We start from the raw sequence: 15199 nt of genomic DNA, 5'->3' as shown, positions 1-15199 counted from the left end.
ATCAACAAGGAGTCCCGTGACTGCATCAGATTCATCCATCACCATAGCCCGCACCGCCGCAAGGGCAGCCGCGGACAAGATAGCCCAGGATATCGTCGCCCTCGACGTCAGTGAGCGGTTGGCTCTGGCCGATGTATTCCTCATCGCATCCGCGCCAAGCGAACGCCAGGTCAACGCCATTGTCGACGGCATCGAGGAGGAGTTGGCTAAGCAGGACCTGCGGCCGGTACGCCGGGAAGGCCGTTCCGGTGGGCGCTGGGTACTGCTGGATTACTCCGACATTGTCATCCACGTCCAGCACGAAGAGGACCGCGTGTTCTACGCACTCGAGCGCCTCTGGAAGGACTGCCCAGTAGTGGACCTCCAGCTCGGGGACGACGCATCGGCGAAGGCCGCGGCAGCTTCCGACAGCGAGTAACCGGCCCTCCAGACCGGGGAATATTCCCGATTTGGAATTTTCGGAATTGCTGTTCTAAGATATTTGAGTTGCTTCGGGGAAACCCGGAAGAACGGTTCAGGAGCAGCAATCCGGGGCTGTGGCGCAGCTGGTAGCGCACCTGCATGGCATGCAGGGGGTCAGGGGTTCGAGTCCCCTCAGCTCCACCGGATAAATCCGCCGGAATCATCCGATTCCGGCGGATTTTTTGTTCCCCCGACCGGCCAAGGGTCCCTCTTTTGCACCGCCGGTACATCCGCGAACCTTCCCGGGCCCGGATGCGGACGATGGGCTTTCCCTGATTGGCGCATCGGGCAAAAGTGCATTAAGCTGGTCAGGTTGCTCCGGGGGAACCGTCCGGATCGGCGAAAGTACGGGGCTGTGGCGCAGCTGGTAGCGCACCTGCATGGCATGCAGGGGGTCAGGGGTTCGAGTCCCCTCAGCTCCACCAAGGTCTCCAGCAGGAGACTGGAAGAGGAACCACCCGGCAGGGATGGTTCCTCTTCCGCTTTAAGCCCGGGACCCGGGTTGGGTGAAGGCGCTTAGATCCAGGCATTGCGGCGCAGCGGAGGTTCTTCACCTCCTGGCCGCCGGACCAGGACCTGGTTGACGCCCGTCAGGTTGTTTTCGAAGCCCAGCGCACTCGAGGCCATATATAGCCGCCACACCCTGGCGCGGCCCGGGCTGGTCAACGCGGAGGCCTGTTCCCATTTCTCCTCCAGCCGCCTGACCCAGGCACGCAGGGTCAGCCCGTAGTGCCGGCGCAGTGCCTCGACATCCAGAACCTCGAACCCGGCGGACTCCAAGGCCGTGACCATTTCACCCAGGCTGATCATCTCGCCGTCGGGAAAGACGTAGCGGGGAATGAAGGAGTCGGGGTCCGGTTTGGTGGGGCCGGCGTTCCAGGAGATGGCATGGTTGAGCAGGCGGCCGCCGGGCCGGAGCAGGGCGAACAGGGCCGCCGCGTAGCCGGGCGTCTGTTCACGCCCCACATGCTCCGACATCCCGATGGAACTGATGGCATCGAAGGGCCCATCCGGGATATCCCGGTAATCCTGGATCCGGATGTCCACCTTCTCCGTCAGTCCGGCATCGGCAGCCCGTTTCCGGGCCAGGATGGCCTGCTCAGCGGACAGCGTTACCCCCACCACGGTGGCGCCATATTTCCCCGCCGCGTGCAGGGCGAAGCTGCCCCAGCCGCAGCCGACATCCAGCACGCGCATCCCGGGCTTCAGCTCCAGTTTCCGGCAGACCAGGTCAAGCTTCGCTTCCTGCGCCGCGTCCAGCCCGTCCACCAGCTCCCGGCCTCCAGCCCCGCCACCGGCAGCGTCGGTATCCCCGGGCCATACCGCGCATGAGTAAACCATTGACGGTCCCAGCACCAGGGCATAAAAGTCGTTGCCGACGTCGTAGTGGTGTGAGATGGCGGCCGAGTCACGGCGGCGCGAGTGCAGCCTGCCCTTGCGGCCGATGCGTGCTTCTTCGGGCGGCGGGGCAGGGTTGGGGCCAACGGCTCCCAGCCGGATGGCCGTACGGACCAGGGTCCACAGTTCGGCGGCGGCAGGAGGCCGGAACGGGCCGGGTTCTGCGAACTTGCCGGCCGAACTCAGTGCGGAGAAGGCCTCGAAGATATCGCCCGGCGCATCGATCTCGCCGGACACGTAAGCCCGGCTCAGCCCCAACTGGCCAGGCGACCACAGCATCCTGCGAAGGGCACGCCGTGAACGGAACTCCAGCACGGGCGCCCCGTCCGGTCCGGCTTCCGAGCCATCCCACGCCCTCAGGCGCAGTGGTATCTGCTCCGTGCCCAGGACGATTCCCAACGCCTTGGCCAGCCTTGCTGCCGCCCCCCGGTCTCTAGTCATGGTGGCTGCCTTCCTCTTCCGCCCGGGCCGCCCCGGGTACTGTTTCCCATGCCCTCCGGGCCGGTTCCATGGGCCAACCCTAAAGCCAGAACCCCCCGCCCGACTATCATGGGGGAGTGAATTCTGCCCGAACCGACGTCGTTGTGATCGGTGCGGGCCAGGCGGGCCTCTCCGCCGCCTACCACCTTCAGCGCCGCGGGCTTGACTATGTGGTGCTCGACGCCGAAGAAGGGCCCGGAGGTGCGTGGCGGCACCGGTGGAAAAGCCTCCGGATGGCCACCGTCAACGGGATCAGCGACCTCCCCGGCGTTGCCAAACCCGCCGTCGATCCCCGCGAACCCAGCTCGGAATTCCTTACCCGCTACTTCCGCGATTACGAGGAGGAACTCGGCTTGGCCGTCCGGCGCCCTGTCAAAGTCCGCACGGTCAGCCGCGAAGACAACGACCCGGCAGGCAGGCTGGCCATTTCAACATCCGACGGCGGCTGGGCAGCAAAGGCGGTCATCAACGCGACGGGAACCTGGACGCGGCCGTTCTGGCCCATCTACCCGGGGCAGTCCACCTTCCGCGGCAGGCAACTCCACGTGGCCCACTACGTCACCGCCGAGGAGTTCGCGGGGCGGCACGTCATCGTGGTGGGCGGCGGGATCTCCGCCGTCGGGCTCCTCGACGAAATTTCGCAGGTGACCTCCACCAGCTGGTTCACCAGGCAGGAGCCGGTGTGGCGCGACGCGGAGTTCGACGCCCGGGCGGGACATGACGCCGTGGCGCTCGTGGAGGAACGAGTCCGCAAGGGGCTGCCCCCGCAAAGCGTGGTGGCGGTGACGGGGCTGATCTGGACGCCCGCGCTCCGGGCCGCGGCCGCGCGCGGCGCCCTGGACCGGCAACCCATGTTCACGGCCATCGAGCCGGACGGTGTCCGCCTGGCCGGCGGAAGCTTCCTGAAGGCCGACGTCATCCTCTGGGCCACCGGCTTCCGGGCGGAGCTTGAGCATCTCGCGCCGCTGCACCTGAGGGAGCCTGGCGGGGGAATTGTCATGGACGGGACGCAGGTGGCGGCCGAACCGCGCGTGCACCTGGTGGGCTACGGGCCGTCGTCGTCCACCATTGGCGCCAACCGGGCAGGCCGCGCGGCCGTTGCCGCCATCCTGAAGCTCCCCGGGATAGCTCCTGCCGCGGAAACGGTAACGTGGGGCTGACCCGGCCGCAACAACACAGGCGCACGGCAGCAGGAACAGCAGAAAGCAGCAGGAAACAGTGGCAACCAACCGTCTTGAGGACGTCTTCCGGGTGCTCCGGCGGCGGCCCGATGTCGAGGCACCCAACCTCCAGGCCTGGGATGCCACTGACTCGTTGCTGCTGGAGAAGGCAGCAGAGCATGTGGCTGCGGGCAGTACGCTTGCCGTTGTCGGTGACCGCTACGGCGCCCTGACCCTGGGAGCGCTTGCCGTGCTGGCCCCCGGCACGGTCCGGGTGCACCAGGACCTGGTTACCGGGGAGCGGGCGCTGCGCCTGAACGCGGAGGCCTGGCGGGCTGCCAGCGCGCACGACGGCGGCGCGGCCACGGTGCCGGGCTTTGAGCAGGTGCCGCTTGGCCCCGGGCTCCTGGCGGACGCGCAGACCGTGCTCCTGCAGCTGCCGAAGACTTTGGCCGAGCTGGACGAAATTGCGGCGGCGGTCGCCAGGCATGCGCCGGCCGGTGTAACGCTGCTGGCCGGCGGACGGGTGAAGCACATGACCCTCGGTATGAACACCGTCCTCGAAAAGTACTTCGATTCGGTCCAGCCGCAGCTCGCCCGGCAAAAGTCCCGAATCATCGTGGCCACGGGCGTGAAGGCAAGCCCGGAGCAGGACCGCTTTCCCGTCGTCGAACACGTTGCCGAACTGGACCTTGACGTGGCAGCCCACGGGGCGGTCTTTGCCGGCCCGAAACTGGACATCGGCACCCGTTTCCTGCTGACCTTCCTGCCCGCCATGACGCCCGCCCGCCACGCAATCGACCTTGGCTGCGGCACGGGTATCCTCGCCGCCGTATACGCCCGGCACTCGCCGGGATCAACCGTGACCGCCACAGACCAGTCCGCCGCTGCCGTGGCCTCCGCCCTGGCAACCGCCCGCGTGAACGGACTCCAAGACCGCATTCGGGTCCTGCAGGATGACGCCCTCAGCACCATGGACGCCGGCAGCGCAGACCTGGTGCTGCTCAATCCGCCCTTCCACGTCGGTGCAGGCGTCCATGCGGGCGCCGGGCTGAAGATGATCGAAGCCGCCGGCCGTGTCCTCGCGCCGGAGGGCGAGCTGTGGACAGTGTTCAACCGCCACCTGCCCTATCTCCCGGCGCTGGAGCGGCATGTTGGCCCCACCGCCGTCAAGGGGCAAAACCCCAAGTTCCTGGTGACCAGGAGCGTCAGGCGCAGCGTCCGGTAAATGTATCCGCAAGGCCGCCGCGCCGCTGTCCCGCCCTATGGGTCTGCGCCCACGCGTAACGTACCATTCAAGCAGCACCACAACCATGGCCAAAGATGTTTAGGGGACACCGTGACCGAGATCCGCCAATCGTCACCGAGGCGCGGAACCAACCTGCCCAGGATGGGCGACTTCAACCTCACGGTGATCCTCGATGCCATCCGCAGGTCGGCCGGCGGCCTGAGCCGGGTGGAGCTCGCACAGATCGTTGGACTGTCGCCGCAGACCATTTCCAATATCTCCCGCCGCCTCCTGGACCAAAACCTCATCGTTGAAGCCGGCAAGGAAGGCAGCGGACCTGGAAAACCGCGCACAATTCTCCGCCTCAACCCTCGTGGAATGTACGCCCTGGGCGTGCACCTGGACCCCGCCGTAACCACCTTCGTGGTCCTTGACCTGGTGGGGGCGGTGGTGCGCCACTCGCGGATTAAAACGCCGGGCGGAAATGATCCCACAGCGGTCATCAGCACCATCGCTGCTGAGATCTCGCAGCTGGTGGAGGACTCCGGCGTGGAGCGGGACAGGATCGCGGGCCTGGGGGTTGCAGCTCCGGGGCCCATCGACCTGGACAACGGGACTGTGGTGGATCCACCGCTGTTGCCCGGCTGGGACAGGGTGGAGCTGCGCAACGCGCTGTCCGACGCCACGGGCTACTCCGTCCTGGTGGACAAGGACGTCACCAGCGCAGCGGTTGCCGAAACGTGGGCCGGCGGGCCCAGCGGTGCCGGCAGCTTTGTCTTCATGTACATGGGGACGGGCATCGGCTGCGGCATCGTGCTCAACGACGAGGTAGTACGGGGCACTTCCGGCAACGCCGGCGAAATCGGCCACATCGTCGTGGACCCGGACGGGCCGCAGTGCGATTGCGGGCTGCGGGGGTGCGTAAAGTCATCCTGCATCCCGCAGGTCCTGGTCGCCGAAGCTGAGGCCGCCGGCATCCTGGACAGTTCCCGCTCCGGAAACAGCGGAGCCGAAATACAGCAGAGCTTCGCCAGGCTGTGCGAACTTGCTGACGGCGGCGACCAGCGCGCGGCCGCCATCATCGACAAGTCGGCCGTGCTGGTTGCCAGGGCGGTGTCGGTGGTCACCAACACCCTGGACGTCGAGCGGGTGGTCTTCGGCGGCCCCTTCTGGAGCGGCATGGCTGAACGCTTCCTGGAGAAGGTACCCCCGCTGCTGGACGGCAACAGTGCCGCCAGGCTGATCCACCCGATCGAGGTGGTGGGCACCGGCGTGGGGGAGGACGTGGGCGCCATTGGCGCAGCTTCACTGGTGCTTGAACACACGCTGGCCCCCCGCGCCCAGCGGCTGCTGCTGGAGAGCTGAGCGACGCATTGGCCGCGCGCCTTGATTGCGGCCCCCCTCCCATCTAGCATGTGCATATTGCCGCGGCTGGGGCCCGCTGACAACGGGGCCGCAGCTCTAGACCGAATGGAGCACCATGCGTCGCCGGGCCCTGAAGAGCATGTCCTTGATCGCTGCGGCACTGGTTGCACTGGCGGCCTGTACCCCGGGTACTCCGGATCAGGGGTCCAAGACCCTGAAGGTGGCGTACCAGAAGACCGATTCCTTTACCGCCTTGGACACCATGTTCCAGGCCGCCAAGGAGGAGTTCGAGGCGGCCAACCAGGGCGTCACCGTTGAGCTGCAGCCCATTCAGGGCAACGACGACGATTACGGCACCAAGCTTGCCCTTGCCCTGCGCTCGCCGTCAACGGCGCCGGACGTGTTCTACGAGGACACCTTCAAGGTGCGCTCCGACGTCGACGCCGGATACCTCCTGAAGCTTGACTCCCACCTTGAAGGCTGGGAGGACTGGGACAAGTACGATGACGCCGCCAAGGCTGCCGGGCGTGCGGACGACGGCGGCACTTACGCAGTGCCGCTGGGCACCGACACCCGCGCCATCTGGTACAACAAGAAGGTCCTCACAGCCGCCGGCGTCAGCGACCCCTGGCAGCCGCGCAGCTGGCAGGACATCCTCGATGCGGCCAGGAAGATCAAAGCCAACGATCCCTCGGTGACCCCGTTCAACATGTACGCCGGCAAAGGCACCGGTGAGGGGACCGTCATGCAGGGGTTCTACGAACTGCTCTACGGCACCGGATCCAGCCTCTACGACGAGGAAAGCAAGAAGTGGGTGGTGGGTTCGGCGGGGTTCAAGGATTCGCTGGGCTTCCTCAAGACGCTCTATGACGAACAGCTTGCCGTCACCCCGGCCGAGGCACTGGACGCGAACGTCTGGAAGAAGGTGTTCGGCGAATGGTTCCCGGACGGAAAGCTGGGCGCCACCGTGGAAGGTTCCTACGCGCCGTCGTTCTGGCAGGAGGGCGGCAGCTACGAATGGCCAGGCTACGAACAGGACATGGGCGTGGCCCCGTTCCCGACGCAGAACGGTGAGGCTCCGGGCGCAGTCAGCATGTCCGGCGGCTGGACCCTTGCGGTAGGCGCCGAAACCAAAGAGCCGGACCTGGCGTTCAAGTTCCTGACCACCGCCCTGAACCAGAAGAACTCCCTCACGTTCACCGTGGAGAGCTCGCAGATCGCGGTCCGTACGGACGTGGCCGACGATCCCGGCTACCAGGGTGCCAATCCCTTCGTGAAGGACGTCTCCGCGCTTGTCTCCGTCACACGGTACCGGCCGGCGACTTCCGACTACCCCCGCATTTCCGCCGCGGTCCAGGAAGCAACGGAGGCCGTCATCACCGGCACGCGGACGCCGGAGCAGGCGGCAGCCGACTACGACGCAGCAGTCACTGACATAGTGGGCGGCGACAAGACCGTCCGGAAGTAACCTGTGCTGCTTAGCCACCGGCAACGGCAGCTGGTCCGCTACCTGCCGGTCCTCCCTGCCGTCGTGCTCCTGCTGGTGTTCCTGGCCGGCCCTGTGCTCTGGGCATTCCAGGCTTCGCTGACCGACGCCGGACTGACCGGCCGCAGCGCCAGGAACCCGGAATGGGTGGGAGTGGAGAATTACCAGCGGCTGCTCACGGATCCGGCTTTCCCACTCTCCCTCTGGCTCACTGTCATGTTCGTGGGAGGGTCCGCAGTGCTTGGCCAGAACCTGTTGGGCCTCGCGATCGCCGTGCTGATGCGCCGGGCGCGACCAGTCGTGTCGTCCCTCGTGGGAACGGCCGTGGTGGCCGCCTGGGTGCTTCCCGAAATTGTGGCCGCGTTCGCCGCCTACGCCTACTTCAGCAAGGACGGGACACTCAACCAGCTGCTGGGGAGCCTGGGATTCGGGCGGCCGGAATGGCTGTACGCCTTCCCGATGGTGGCCGTGATGCTGGCCAACGTATGGCGCGGTACCGCCTTCTCCATGCTCGTTTACCGGGCGGCGCTTAACGACGTTCCCACGGAGGTCACCGAAGCCGCCCAGATGGACGGCGCCCGCGGCTGGCAGCGGCTGGTGTTTATCACTCTGCCAATGATCCGTGGCAGCATCGCCACCAACCTGATGCTCATTACGCTGCAGACCCTGGCGGTGTTCACCCTGGTCTGGGTGATGACCGCCGGCGGCCCCGCCAACGCCAGCACCACGCTGCCCATCCTGGCCTACCAGGAGGCCTTCAAGTTTGGTGACATCGGGTACGGGGCGGCGGTGGCCTCTGTGCTCATCATTATCGGCGCCGTGTTTGGCGCGGTGTACATCCGCATGCTGAGGGAGCCGCGGCCGTGACCGCCCCGGCCAGGACGCTGCAGCCGCACCGGGAGCAGGTGCTGCCGCCCCGGCGCAAGCGCGGCAGCACCCCTGCGGACATGGTCCTGCTGCTGGTGGGCGCCTGCTTCCTGCTGCCCCTGCTGTGGCTTGTCCTGGGTTCCCTGGACCCGCAGGCGGGACACGAAACCCGGGTGCCGCGGCAGCCGGGCCTGGAGAACTTCGCCGCCATCCTGACGCCCCAACTGCTGCTGCAGCCGTTGTGGAACAGCATGGTCCTGTCCGCAGGAACCGGGATGGTCACCCTGGTGGCGGCCGTGCTTGCCGCGTACCCGCTTTCCCGCTACCGCTCCCGGTTCAACACGCCGTTCCTCTACGCGGTCCTGTTCGGGACGTGCCTGCCCATCACGGCGATCATGGTTCCGGTGTACGGCCTGTTCGTTCGGCTGGAACTGCTTGATTCGATGCCGGCCACCATCTTCTTCATGGCCACCACCACGCTGCCGATGGCCATCTGGATGACCAGGAATTTCATGGACGGAGTGCCGGTGTCCCTGGAGGAGGCCGCCTGGGTGGACGGCGCCTCGAGGATGACGGCGCTGCGCACCATTGTGCTGCCGCTCATGCGCCAGGGACTCGGCGTCGTTTTCATTTTCGTGTTCATCCAGGCCTGGGGGAACTTTTTCGTTCCGTTCGTGCTGCTCCTGTCCGAAGCACAGCAGCCTGCGGCGGTGTCCATCTACAGCTTCTTCGGACAGCATGGGGCAGTCGCGTACGGCCAGCTGGCCGCATTCTCCATCCTGTACTCATTGCCGGTCCTGGCCCTGTACGTCATCGTGGCAAGGGGGGCCGGCAGCTCTTTCGCGCTGTCTGGAGCCGTGCGCGGCTAGGGTCGGTTCTAGTCGATGTCCTCGACCACAACCCCGAAGGGGATGCTGTCATCGAGGTGGGCCTGGTGGCCGGTGGAACCGGGGTTGTACGTGACGCGGACCCCGTGAAGCTTGTCTGCCGCAGACTGCAGCAGGACTGGCCGGACCGTGCTGATGAACATCTCGCTCTTGTCGGCGAGAAACTCCTTGTAACTGGCTGGAAGCTCACTCATGGCAAAAGGATAGACCTGCATGCCCCTGATGGGGAGGGGTCCCCATTGCCGGGGCAGTGCTCCCGGTCTTGGATAGGATGGCGGCGGAGTGCAGCCGTCCGGCAGGCACGGCCATGAACAGCCACCAGGGGGATTTACAGTGCTTCAGACCAGTACATCCGCGAGAATCGAACCGGCGGAGCTGGCACGGGCACAACAAGTGGTCGCCAGTATCTCCAGGAGCTTTGAAGCCAAGGTTGTGGGGCAGTCACGGCTGCGGGAGTCACTGCTGGTGGGGCTGTTGACCGGCGGCCACGTTCTGCTGGAAAGCGTCCCGGGTCTGGCCAAGACCACAGCGGCGCAAACGGTGGCCGAGGCGGTCAGTGCAGAGTTCCGCAGGATCCAGTGCACCCCGGACCTGCTGCCAAGCGACATCGTGGGCACGCAGATTTACGACGCCGCCAAGGGAACCTTCATCACGCAGCTGGGCCCTGTCCACGCCAACATCGTGCTGCTGGACGAAATCAACCGCTCCAGCGCCAAGACCCAGAGCGCCATGCTTGAGGCAATGCAGGAACGGCAAACGTCCATTGGCGGCCAGGACTACCGGCTGCCGTCGCCGTTCCTGGTGCTGGCCACCCAGAACCCCATCGAGCAGGAGGGCACCTACCAGCTCCCCGAAGCCCAGATGGACCGCTTCATGCTCAAGGAGGTGCTTGACTACCCGTCCCCGGCTGAGGAGGCCGAAATCATTCGCCGGATCGACGCCGGAGTCTTCACGCCGGAGCAAGCCCCCGCCGCCGCCGCATCCCTGGACTCGGTGGCCGGGGTCCAGGACATCGTCCGGCGCATCTATATCGACCCGGCCATCATCAACTACATCGTGGGACTGGTCTTCGTCACCCGCAACGCCCACCAGTACATCGACCAGCGGCTGGCGGGGTACATCGAGTTCGGCGCCAGCCCCCGTGCCAGCATCGCCTTCAGCCAGGCGGCCCGCGCGGTGGCATTGCTCAACGGCAGGGACCATGTGGTACCCGAGGACGTCAAGGCGCTGGCCCACCGGGTGCTGCGCCACCGGCTGATCCTCAACTTTGACGCCGTGGCCGAGCAGGTGCCGGTGGAGTCGGTGATCGACGCCATCGTCGCTGCCGTCCAGACTCCCTGAGGCCGGCATGGCCAGCCTCCTCCTGCGCGTGAAGTCCAGGATGGCGATCTTCGCCCACCGCAAAGCACGCGGCATGCTCGACGGCGAGTACGGTTCAGTGTTCCGTGGCCGCAGCCTGGACTTTGACGACCTCCGCGCCTACGTGCCCGGAGACGAAGTGCGGGACATCGACTGGAAAGCGTCCGCGCGTCATGGGTCTCCGCTCATCAAGCGCTACATGGCGGTGCGCCGCCAGACGCTCCTGCTGCTCACTGATACCGGACGTAACATGGCGGCCCTTTCCCGGACGGGGGAGGCGAAGAAGGACATTGCTGTCATGGCCCTGGGAGTCATGGGGTACCTGGCACACCGGCATGGTGACGTGGTCGGGCTGGTCAGCGGCGACTCCGCCGGCACCCGCCTCATTCCCGCAAAGGCAGGCGAAGCGCACCTGGAACGGCTCCTCCGGCAGGTCCATGGGGGTGCGGGCATGGATGCGGCGCCAAGCAGGCTTGAAAACCAGCTGGACCACGTGGCGCGGACCGTGAAGGGACGGAACCTTATCTTCGTCGTCGCGGACGAGATCGCCGCCAGCCCCGCCTTGGCCGGACTCCTGCGCCGGCTCCGCGCGCAGCACGAAATTCTTTGGCTCACGGTGCGTGACGCGGACCTGGCGCTGCCACTTTCCGGCGCTGATGGCGCCGCCTCCCGGGACTTCTACAGTGTGGCCGACTCCGCTGTGCTTCCCGGCCACCTGGCACACACCGCATCCGTCACGGCCGCCTACACAACGGCTCTCACCGAACGAGACACGGCCCGCAACGCCATGCTGCGCCGGGCAGGCATCACCCAGGGTGAGCTGGCCGCCAGCGGAGACGTAGTCACCGCGCTGTTCGCCCTCCTGGAAAGGCACCGCCGTGCAGGCTGACTCCGATTTCTACGGTCCGCTGCAGTACAACCCGGTATGGATGTGGGCAGGCGTGGCACTCCTCGTACTGGTGGCAGGCTGGTACGTCCTCGTCTCCGCCGCCGCCCGCCGCCCGGGGAGGGCGGCAAACAACCCGCGCCCCCGCGCCCTCACGGACCTCCCGGCGCTGAAAGCCGCCTACCTGCAACGCATCGACGACGTCGAAAGGAACGCCGCGGCCGGCCGCCTGGGCGTCCGGGCCACCCACCAGGAGATCAGCCACCTGCTGCGCAGTTTCGTCCGGGACGCCACCGGAGTGGAAGCACTCCGGATGACGCGCCTGGACCTGGAACGGCATCAGCTGCCTGTTGCCGCGTCTGCCGTCGGGGCGCTGTACCCGGGCGAATTCGGCACCGAACCGTTGCCCTCCGTTTCCGCCGCCGCTGCCAGGGCCCGGGAGGCGGTGAGCACTTGGAGCTGATGTTCTGGTGGCTGCTTCCGCCGGCCGTGCTTGCCGCTGCCGCCGTTGCCCTGGCGGCCGCTCGCGCAGACCGCAGCAACTACGCCCGACGGCGGCCCGCGGCGCATACTGACCGTCTCACCATGCTGCCGGAGTACCAGGCAGCGCTGCGGCGCTACCGGCGGTGGCTGGCGGTGGCCGCGCTTGCCTGCGTCTCACTGCTGGTCTCGTCCGCGGTCGCTGCGGCCCGTCCGGTGGATCTCACCACCACCACGCCGGAGCAGCACAACAGGGACATCATGCTGTGCCTGGACGCGTCAGGGTCCATGAGCAGTGCCGACGCGGAGGTGGTGGATACCTATGCCGGGCTGGCGCGGGAGTTCGCGGGCGAACGGATCGGATTGACCATTTTCGACAGCACGGCCATCCAGGTCTTTCCGCTGACCGACGATTATGACTACGCCCAGGAACAGTTGCGGCTGGCACGGGACGCGTTCGAGGGAAAGCCCGGCAGTTCGGGTTTCCTCGATGGGACCTGGAGCGGCCGCGGCTCATCCCTGATCGGTGACGGTCTGGCATCGTGCCTGAACAGCTTTCCGCAGCAGGACAACGGCACCGGAGATACTCCGGGCCCGAACACCCCCCAGCGCTCGCGGTCGGTGGTCCTGGCCACGGACAACCTCTTGTCCGGCGAGCCCATCATGACGTTGGCGGAGGCTGCACAGTTGGCGGCGGACCGGACCGTGCGCCTCTACGCCTTGAATCCCGGGGATTTCGACTACGGATCCGGCGCCGGCCAGCCCGGGGCCGAGCTTAGGGCGGCTGCGGAGTCCACCGGCGGCACCTATTACGCGCTGGACAACCCGGAGGCGATCCCGGGCATTGTGTCGGCCGTGGAGGAAACAGAGACAGCAGCCATCCCGGGTGCGCCACGGGCTGTTGTCTCTGACCAGCCTGCGCTGCCCTTGACTGCTGCGCTCCTGTCCGGGCTCGCCCTTTGTACGGCGCTGTGGCGGTTGCGGATATGACCGGCCGCCGGATTCCTGCCCTGCTAAAGCGGCATCGCGCCTGGCTGCGGCGCATCGTGTTGGTGGCGCTCCTGCTGCTTGCCCTGGTGCGGCCAGGCCTGCCCGGCGGCACCGCCCAGGCGTCGACGTCGGATCTCAACGTGTTCTTCGTGGTGGATACCACCAGCAGTATGGTGGCCGAAGACTACGGCAACGGGAGGCCGCGGATGGACGGCGTCAGGCAGGACATCAGGGCCATCGCCGCCGAACTGCCGGGAGCCCGCTATTCCGTGATCACCTTTGACACCAAGGGACACGTCCGGATGCCATTGACCACCGACACGCTTGCTTTGGAAACCATCACGTCCGTCCTTGAGCCCCAAGTCACCGCCTACGCCCAGGGAAGCACCATAACGGCAGCCCGCGAGGTGCTGGCCGAACGCCTCGCGGCAGCCCGGGACAGCCGCCCGGAACGGCCGCGGCTCGTCTTCTACCTCGGCGACGGGGAGCAGACCAGCTCCAGGGGGCCCGAGCCGATGGAACTGGACAACGGCCTGGTGGCCGGGGGAGCGGTGCTGGGTTACGGCACCGCAGCCGGCGGACGGATGAAGGAGAACACGGGGGTGGAGTCCGACGGCGGAGCACAGTCCCCGCAGTACGTCCGGGATGGAAGCGGCAGGGACGCAGTGTCCGTCATTGACGAAGGAAGGCTCCGGGAGATTGCCGCGCAGATGCAGGTGCCGTATGTGCACCGGGCTGCCGGTGATCGGGCGGCGGCCATGCTGCAGCAGGCCCGCCCCGGCGCGCTGGAGCACACCCCGAATGCCGGATCGTTGCCGGGAAGGACAGAGCTTTACTGGCTCTTCGCGGCCGGCGCCTTCGCACTGGCCCTGGTGGAAGCCGCCGTGGTCATCCGGCGGGTCCGGGACCTGCGGCCGGCTAACACCAAGACTGAACCCGCATCAGTTACCGGGCCGAGCCGCTTGGACGGGCGCTCCGGCGACACCAGGGAGACGGTCCGATGACCCCTTCCATGCCGGCGCCGGTCATCCCGGACAACACCAACGGGAGCCGGCTGCGCAGGCGGCGCCTCCTGCTCTGGTCTGCTGTGCCGGTGCTGATTCTGCTCTCTGTTGCCGCAAAGCTGCTCAGCCTTGGCCTGCTTGCCGGGCAGGCTGCGGGCGCATATGCAGCGAAAGACGCCGCAGCTGTCGGCGCGGCAGCTGAAGGGCTGAACCTGGCGAACGTCGTCGAGCGGCATAAGGCCCCGTTCGCGGCAGGCGACGCCAAGGTCCTGGCCGGGGACTATCCCGCCGCCCGGCTCCTGTTCGAGGAATCGCTGTCCGCAGTGCCCGTTGGCTCTGCCGACGAGTGCACTGTCCGGGTCAATCTCAGCCTGGCCATCGAAAGAATTGGTGACGGCAAGCTGCGGACGGAGGACCCGTCGTCGGCCGCCCCCCTCTATGCCGAAGCCCTGGGCGTGGCGGGGGCCGCGCCGCCGGGATGCTTCTCCGGGGCCACTGGCCAGGACGCGGGCAAACACCTGGCCGAGGCGGAACGGCGTCTGAACGGCAAACTGGCTGCTGCAGCTCAACCGCCAGAAGCGCCCGGGGAAACGCAGCAGGAGGACAGCGGGGAGCCGTCATCCCCGCATCAAAGCCACCTGGAGCAGCTTGAGGAGAATGCCCGGCAGGCGGAGCGCGAACGCAACGCGGGCCGCGAACGGGAGGACTACCTTCGGGATACCAGTGACGCTACGGGGCCGGAGCGCCCCTGGTAGCGCTTCGGCCACGCGGAGGCCATGGATGGAACGACGACTGTGGGCGCCAGGTTTACCTGCGCGGCTTTTCCACATAGGGGTTTTGGGTGGCCGAGGTTGTCGGTGGGTGCTGGAAGACTTTGTTTATGGAGGCGTTTGGGGCGTTGGCAGGGGTAGTCGCGGGGGTACCTGCGGGGCGCGGTGGTGTTCCGGCGGTTGCTGATGCTTTCGCGGTCCTGGCTTCTTTCCGTGTCGCCGGCGATGGTGCGGGGATGATTGACCAGCTGCGGGCGCTGGAGGATGTGAAGTCGCTGGCTGCTGCCCGGCAGGCCGAGATCAGCGTCGCGTTTGATCAGGCGCAGCGGCGGGAGCAGGCCGCAGCAGGGGTCCCGGCCGACGGGCTGGGCGCAGGG

15 protein-coding genes and 2 tRNA genes are annotated in these 15199 nt (G+C 67.0%); 15 read left to right on the top strand and 2 right to left on the bottom strand.

The genetic code is table 11. From position 1 onward, the window contains the following. Nucleotides 1-16 precede the first annotated feature (16 nt). The 3 genes from rsfS (at nt 17) to AC5RUU_RS18345 (ending at nt 887) form a co-directional block, all read left to right on the top strand. A complete protein-coding gene (rsfS, locus tag AC5RUU_RS18355) occupies nt 17-418 on the top strand; it encodes a ribosome silencing factor (RefSeq protein ID WP_493976641.1) in 402 nt (133 codons plus the stop codon). Nucleotides 419-530: 112 nt separating this feature from the next. After that, nucleotides 531-603, top strand: a tRNA-Ala gene (locus AC5RUU_RS18350). 208 nt (nt 604-811) lie between these two features. Further along, nucleotides 812-887 (top strand) — tRNA-Ala (locus tag AC5RUU_RS18345). Nucleotides 888-978: 91 nt separating this feature from the next. Here the strand turns inward: AC5RUU_RS18345 and AC5RUU_RS18340 are convergent. Next, nucleotides 979-2301, bottom strand: coding sequence for a class I SAM-dependent methyltransferase (locus AC5RUU_RS18340; protein ID WP_493976640.1), 1323 nt, complete (start codon nt 2299-2301; stop codon nt 979-981). Nucleotides 2302-2417: 116 nt separating this feature from the next. Between AC5RUU_RS18340 and AC5RUU_RS18335 the strand changes: the two genes are divergently transcribed. From AC5RUU_RS18335 to AC5RUU_RS18310, 6 genes are all read left to right on the top strand, one after another. Then, a complete protein-coding gene (locus tag AC5RUU_RS18335; protein WP_493976639.1) occupies nt 2418-3500 on the top strand; it encodes an FAD-dependent oxidoreductase in 1083 nt (360 codons plus the stop codon). A 58-nt stretch (nt 3501-3558) separates the two neighbouring features. Continuing rightward, nucleotides 3559-4728, top strand: a complete 1170-nt coding sequence (locus tag AC5RUU_RS18330; RefSeq protein WP_493976638.1) for a class I SAM-dependent methyltransferase — start codon at nt 3559-3561, stop codon at nt 4726-4728. A gap of 162 nt (nt 4729-4890) precedes the next feature. After that, nucleotides 4891-6093: an ROK family transcriptional regulator gene (locus AC5RUU_RS18325; protein WP_493976704.1), complete on the top strand. Its 1203-nt coding sequence runs from the start codon at nt 4891-4893 to the stop codon at nt 6091-6093. A gap of 115 nt (nt 6094-6208) precedes the next feature. Continuing rightward, a complete protein-coding gene (locus AC5RUU_RS18320; protein ID WP_493976637.1) occupies nt 6209-7561 on the top strand; it encodes an extracellular solute-binding protein in 1353 nt (450 codons plus the stop codon). Nucleotides 7562-7564: 3 nt separating this feature from the next. Then, nucleotides 7565-8446 carry a carbohydrate ABC transporter permease gene (locus AC5RUU_RS18315; protein ID WP_493976636.1) on the top strand — a complete coding sequence of 294 codons (882 nt, stop codon included), beginning with the start codon at nt 7565-7567 and terminating at the stop codon, nt 8444-8446. Beyond that, nucleotides 8443-9315 (top strand): carbohydrate ABC transporter permease, encoded by an 873-nt coding sequence (locus tag AC5RUU_RS18310; protein WP_493976635.1) that lies wholly within the window; start codon nt 8443-8445, stop codon nt 9313-9315. The genes AC5RUU_RS18315 and AC5RUU_RS18310 overlap by 4 nt, the downstream gene beginning before the upstream one ends. A gap of 8 nt (nt 9316-9323) precedes the next feature. Here the strand turns inward: AC5RUU_RS18310 and AC5RUU_RS18305 are convergent, their stop codons facing one another. Then, entirely contained in the window at nt 9324-9527 is a 204-nt protein-coding gene (locus tag AC5RUU_RS18305; RefSeq protein ID WP_493976634.1) for a hypothetical protein, read from the bottom strand. Nucleotides 9528-9666: 139 nt separating this feature from the next. Here AC5RUU_RS18305 and AC5RUU_RS18300 point away from each other — a divergent pair, with 139 nt between their 5' ends. The 6 genes from AC5RUU_RS18300 to AC5RUU_RS18275 are packed head-to-tail and all read left to right on the top strand — an operon-like array spanning nt 9667 to nt 14807. After that, on the top strand, nt 9667-10674 hold the full coding sequence (locus tag AC5RUU_RS18300; RefSeq protein WP_493976633.1) for an AAA family ATPase: 1008 nt from the start codon (nt 9667-9669) through the stop codon (nt 10672-10674). A 7-nt stretch (nt 10675-10681) separates the two neighbouring features. Then, nucleotides 10682-11581 (top strand): DUF58 domain-containing protein, encoded by a 900-nt coding sequence (locus AC5RUU_RS18295; RefSeq protein ID WP_493976632.1) that lies wholly within the window; start codon nt 10682-10684, stop codon nt 11579-11581. Then, entirely contained in the window at nt 11571-12041 is a 471-nt protein-coding gene (locus tag AC5RUU_RS18290; protein ID WP_493976631.1) for a hypothetical protein, read from the top strand. Before AC5RUU_RS18295 ends, AC5RUU_RS18290 begins: the two co-directional genes overlap by 11 nt. Next, nucleotides 12032-13048: a vWA domain-containing protein gene (locus AC5RUU_RS18285; protein ID WP_493976630.1), complete on the top strand. Its 1017-nt coding sequence runs from the start codon at nt 12032-12034 to the stop codon at nt 13046-13048. Before AC5RUU_RS18290 ends, AC5RUU_RS18285 begins: the two co-directional genes overlap by 10 nt. Next, nucleotides 13045-14052, top strand: coding sequence for a VWA domain-containing protein (locus AC5RUU_RS18280; protein WP_493976629.1), 1008 nt, complete (start codon nt 13045-13047; stop codon nt 14050-14052). The genes AC5RUU_RS18285 and AC5RUU_RS18280 overlap by 4 nt, the downstream gene beginning before the upstream one ends. Continuing rightward, entirely contained in the window at nt 14049-14807 is a 759-nt protein-coding gene (locus tag AC5RUU_RS18275; protein WP_493976628.1) for a hypothetical protein, read from the top strand. The genes AC5RUU_RS18280 and AC5RUU_RS18275 overlap by 4 nt, the downstream gene beginning before the upstream one ends. The last annotated feature ends 392 nt before the right edge of the window (nt 14808-15199 follow it).

Source organism: Arthrobacter sp. K4-10C (assembly GCF_059090085.1).
This window is presented reverse-complemented; position numbering and strand designations above follow the sequence as displayed.

What these genes read in the sequence shown, in the direction of transcription:
- AC5RUU_RS18340 (WP_493976640.1), bottom strand. Translation starts at nt 2,301, where the DNA reads ATGACTAGAGACCGGGGGGCGGCAGCAAGGCTGGCCAAGGCGTTGGGA.
- AC5RUU_RS18325 (WP_493976704.1), top strand. Translation starts at nt 4,891, where the DNA reads ATGGGCGACTTCAACCTCACGGTGATCCTCGATGCCATCCGCAGGTCG.
- AC5RUU_RS18320 (WP_493976637.1), top strand. Translation starts at nt 6,209, where the DNA reads ATGCGTCGCCGGGCCCTGAAGAGCATGTCCTTGATCGCTGCGGCACTG.
- AC5RUU_RS18305 (WP_493976634.1), bottom strand. Translation starts at nt 9,527, where the DNA reads ATGAGTGAGCTTCCAGCCAGTTACAAGGAGTTTCTCGCCGACAAGAGC.
- AC5RUU_RS18295 (WP_493976632.1), top strand. Translation starts at nt 10,682, where the DNA reads ATGGCCAGCCTCCTCCTGCGCGTGAAGTCCAGGATGGCGATCTTCGCC.
- AC5RUU_RS18280 (WP_493976629.1), top strand. Translation starts at nt 13,045, where the DNA reads ATGACCGGCCGCCGGATTCCTGCCCTGCTAAAGCGGCATCGCGCCTGG.
- AC5RUU_RS18275 (WP_493976628.1), top strand. Translation starts at nt 14,049, where the DNA reads ATGACCCCTTCCATGCCGGCGCCGGTCATCCCGGACAACACCAACGGG.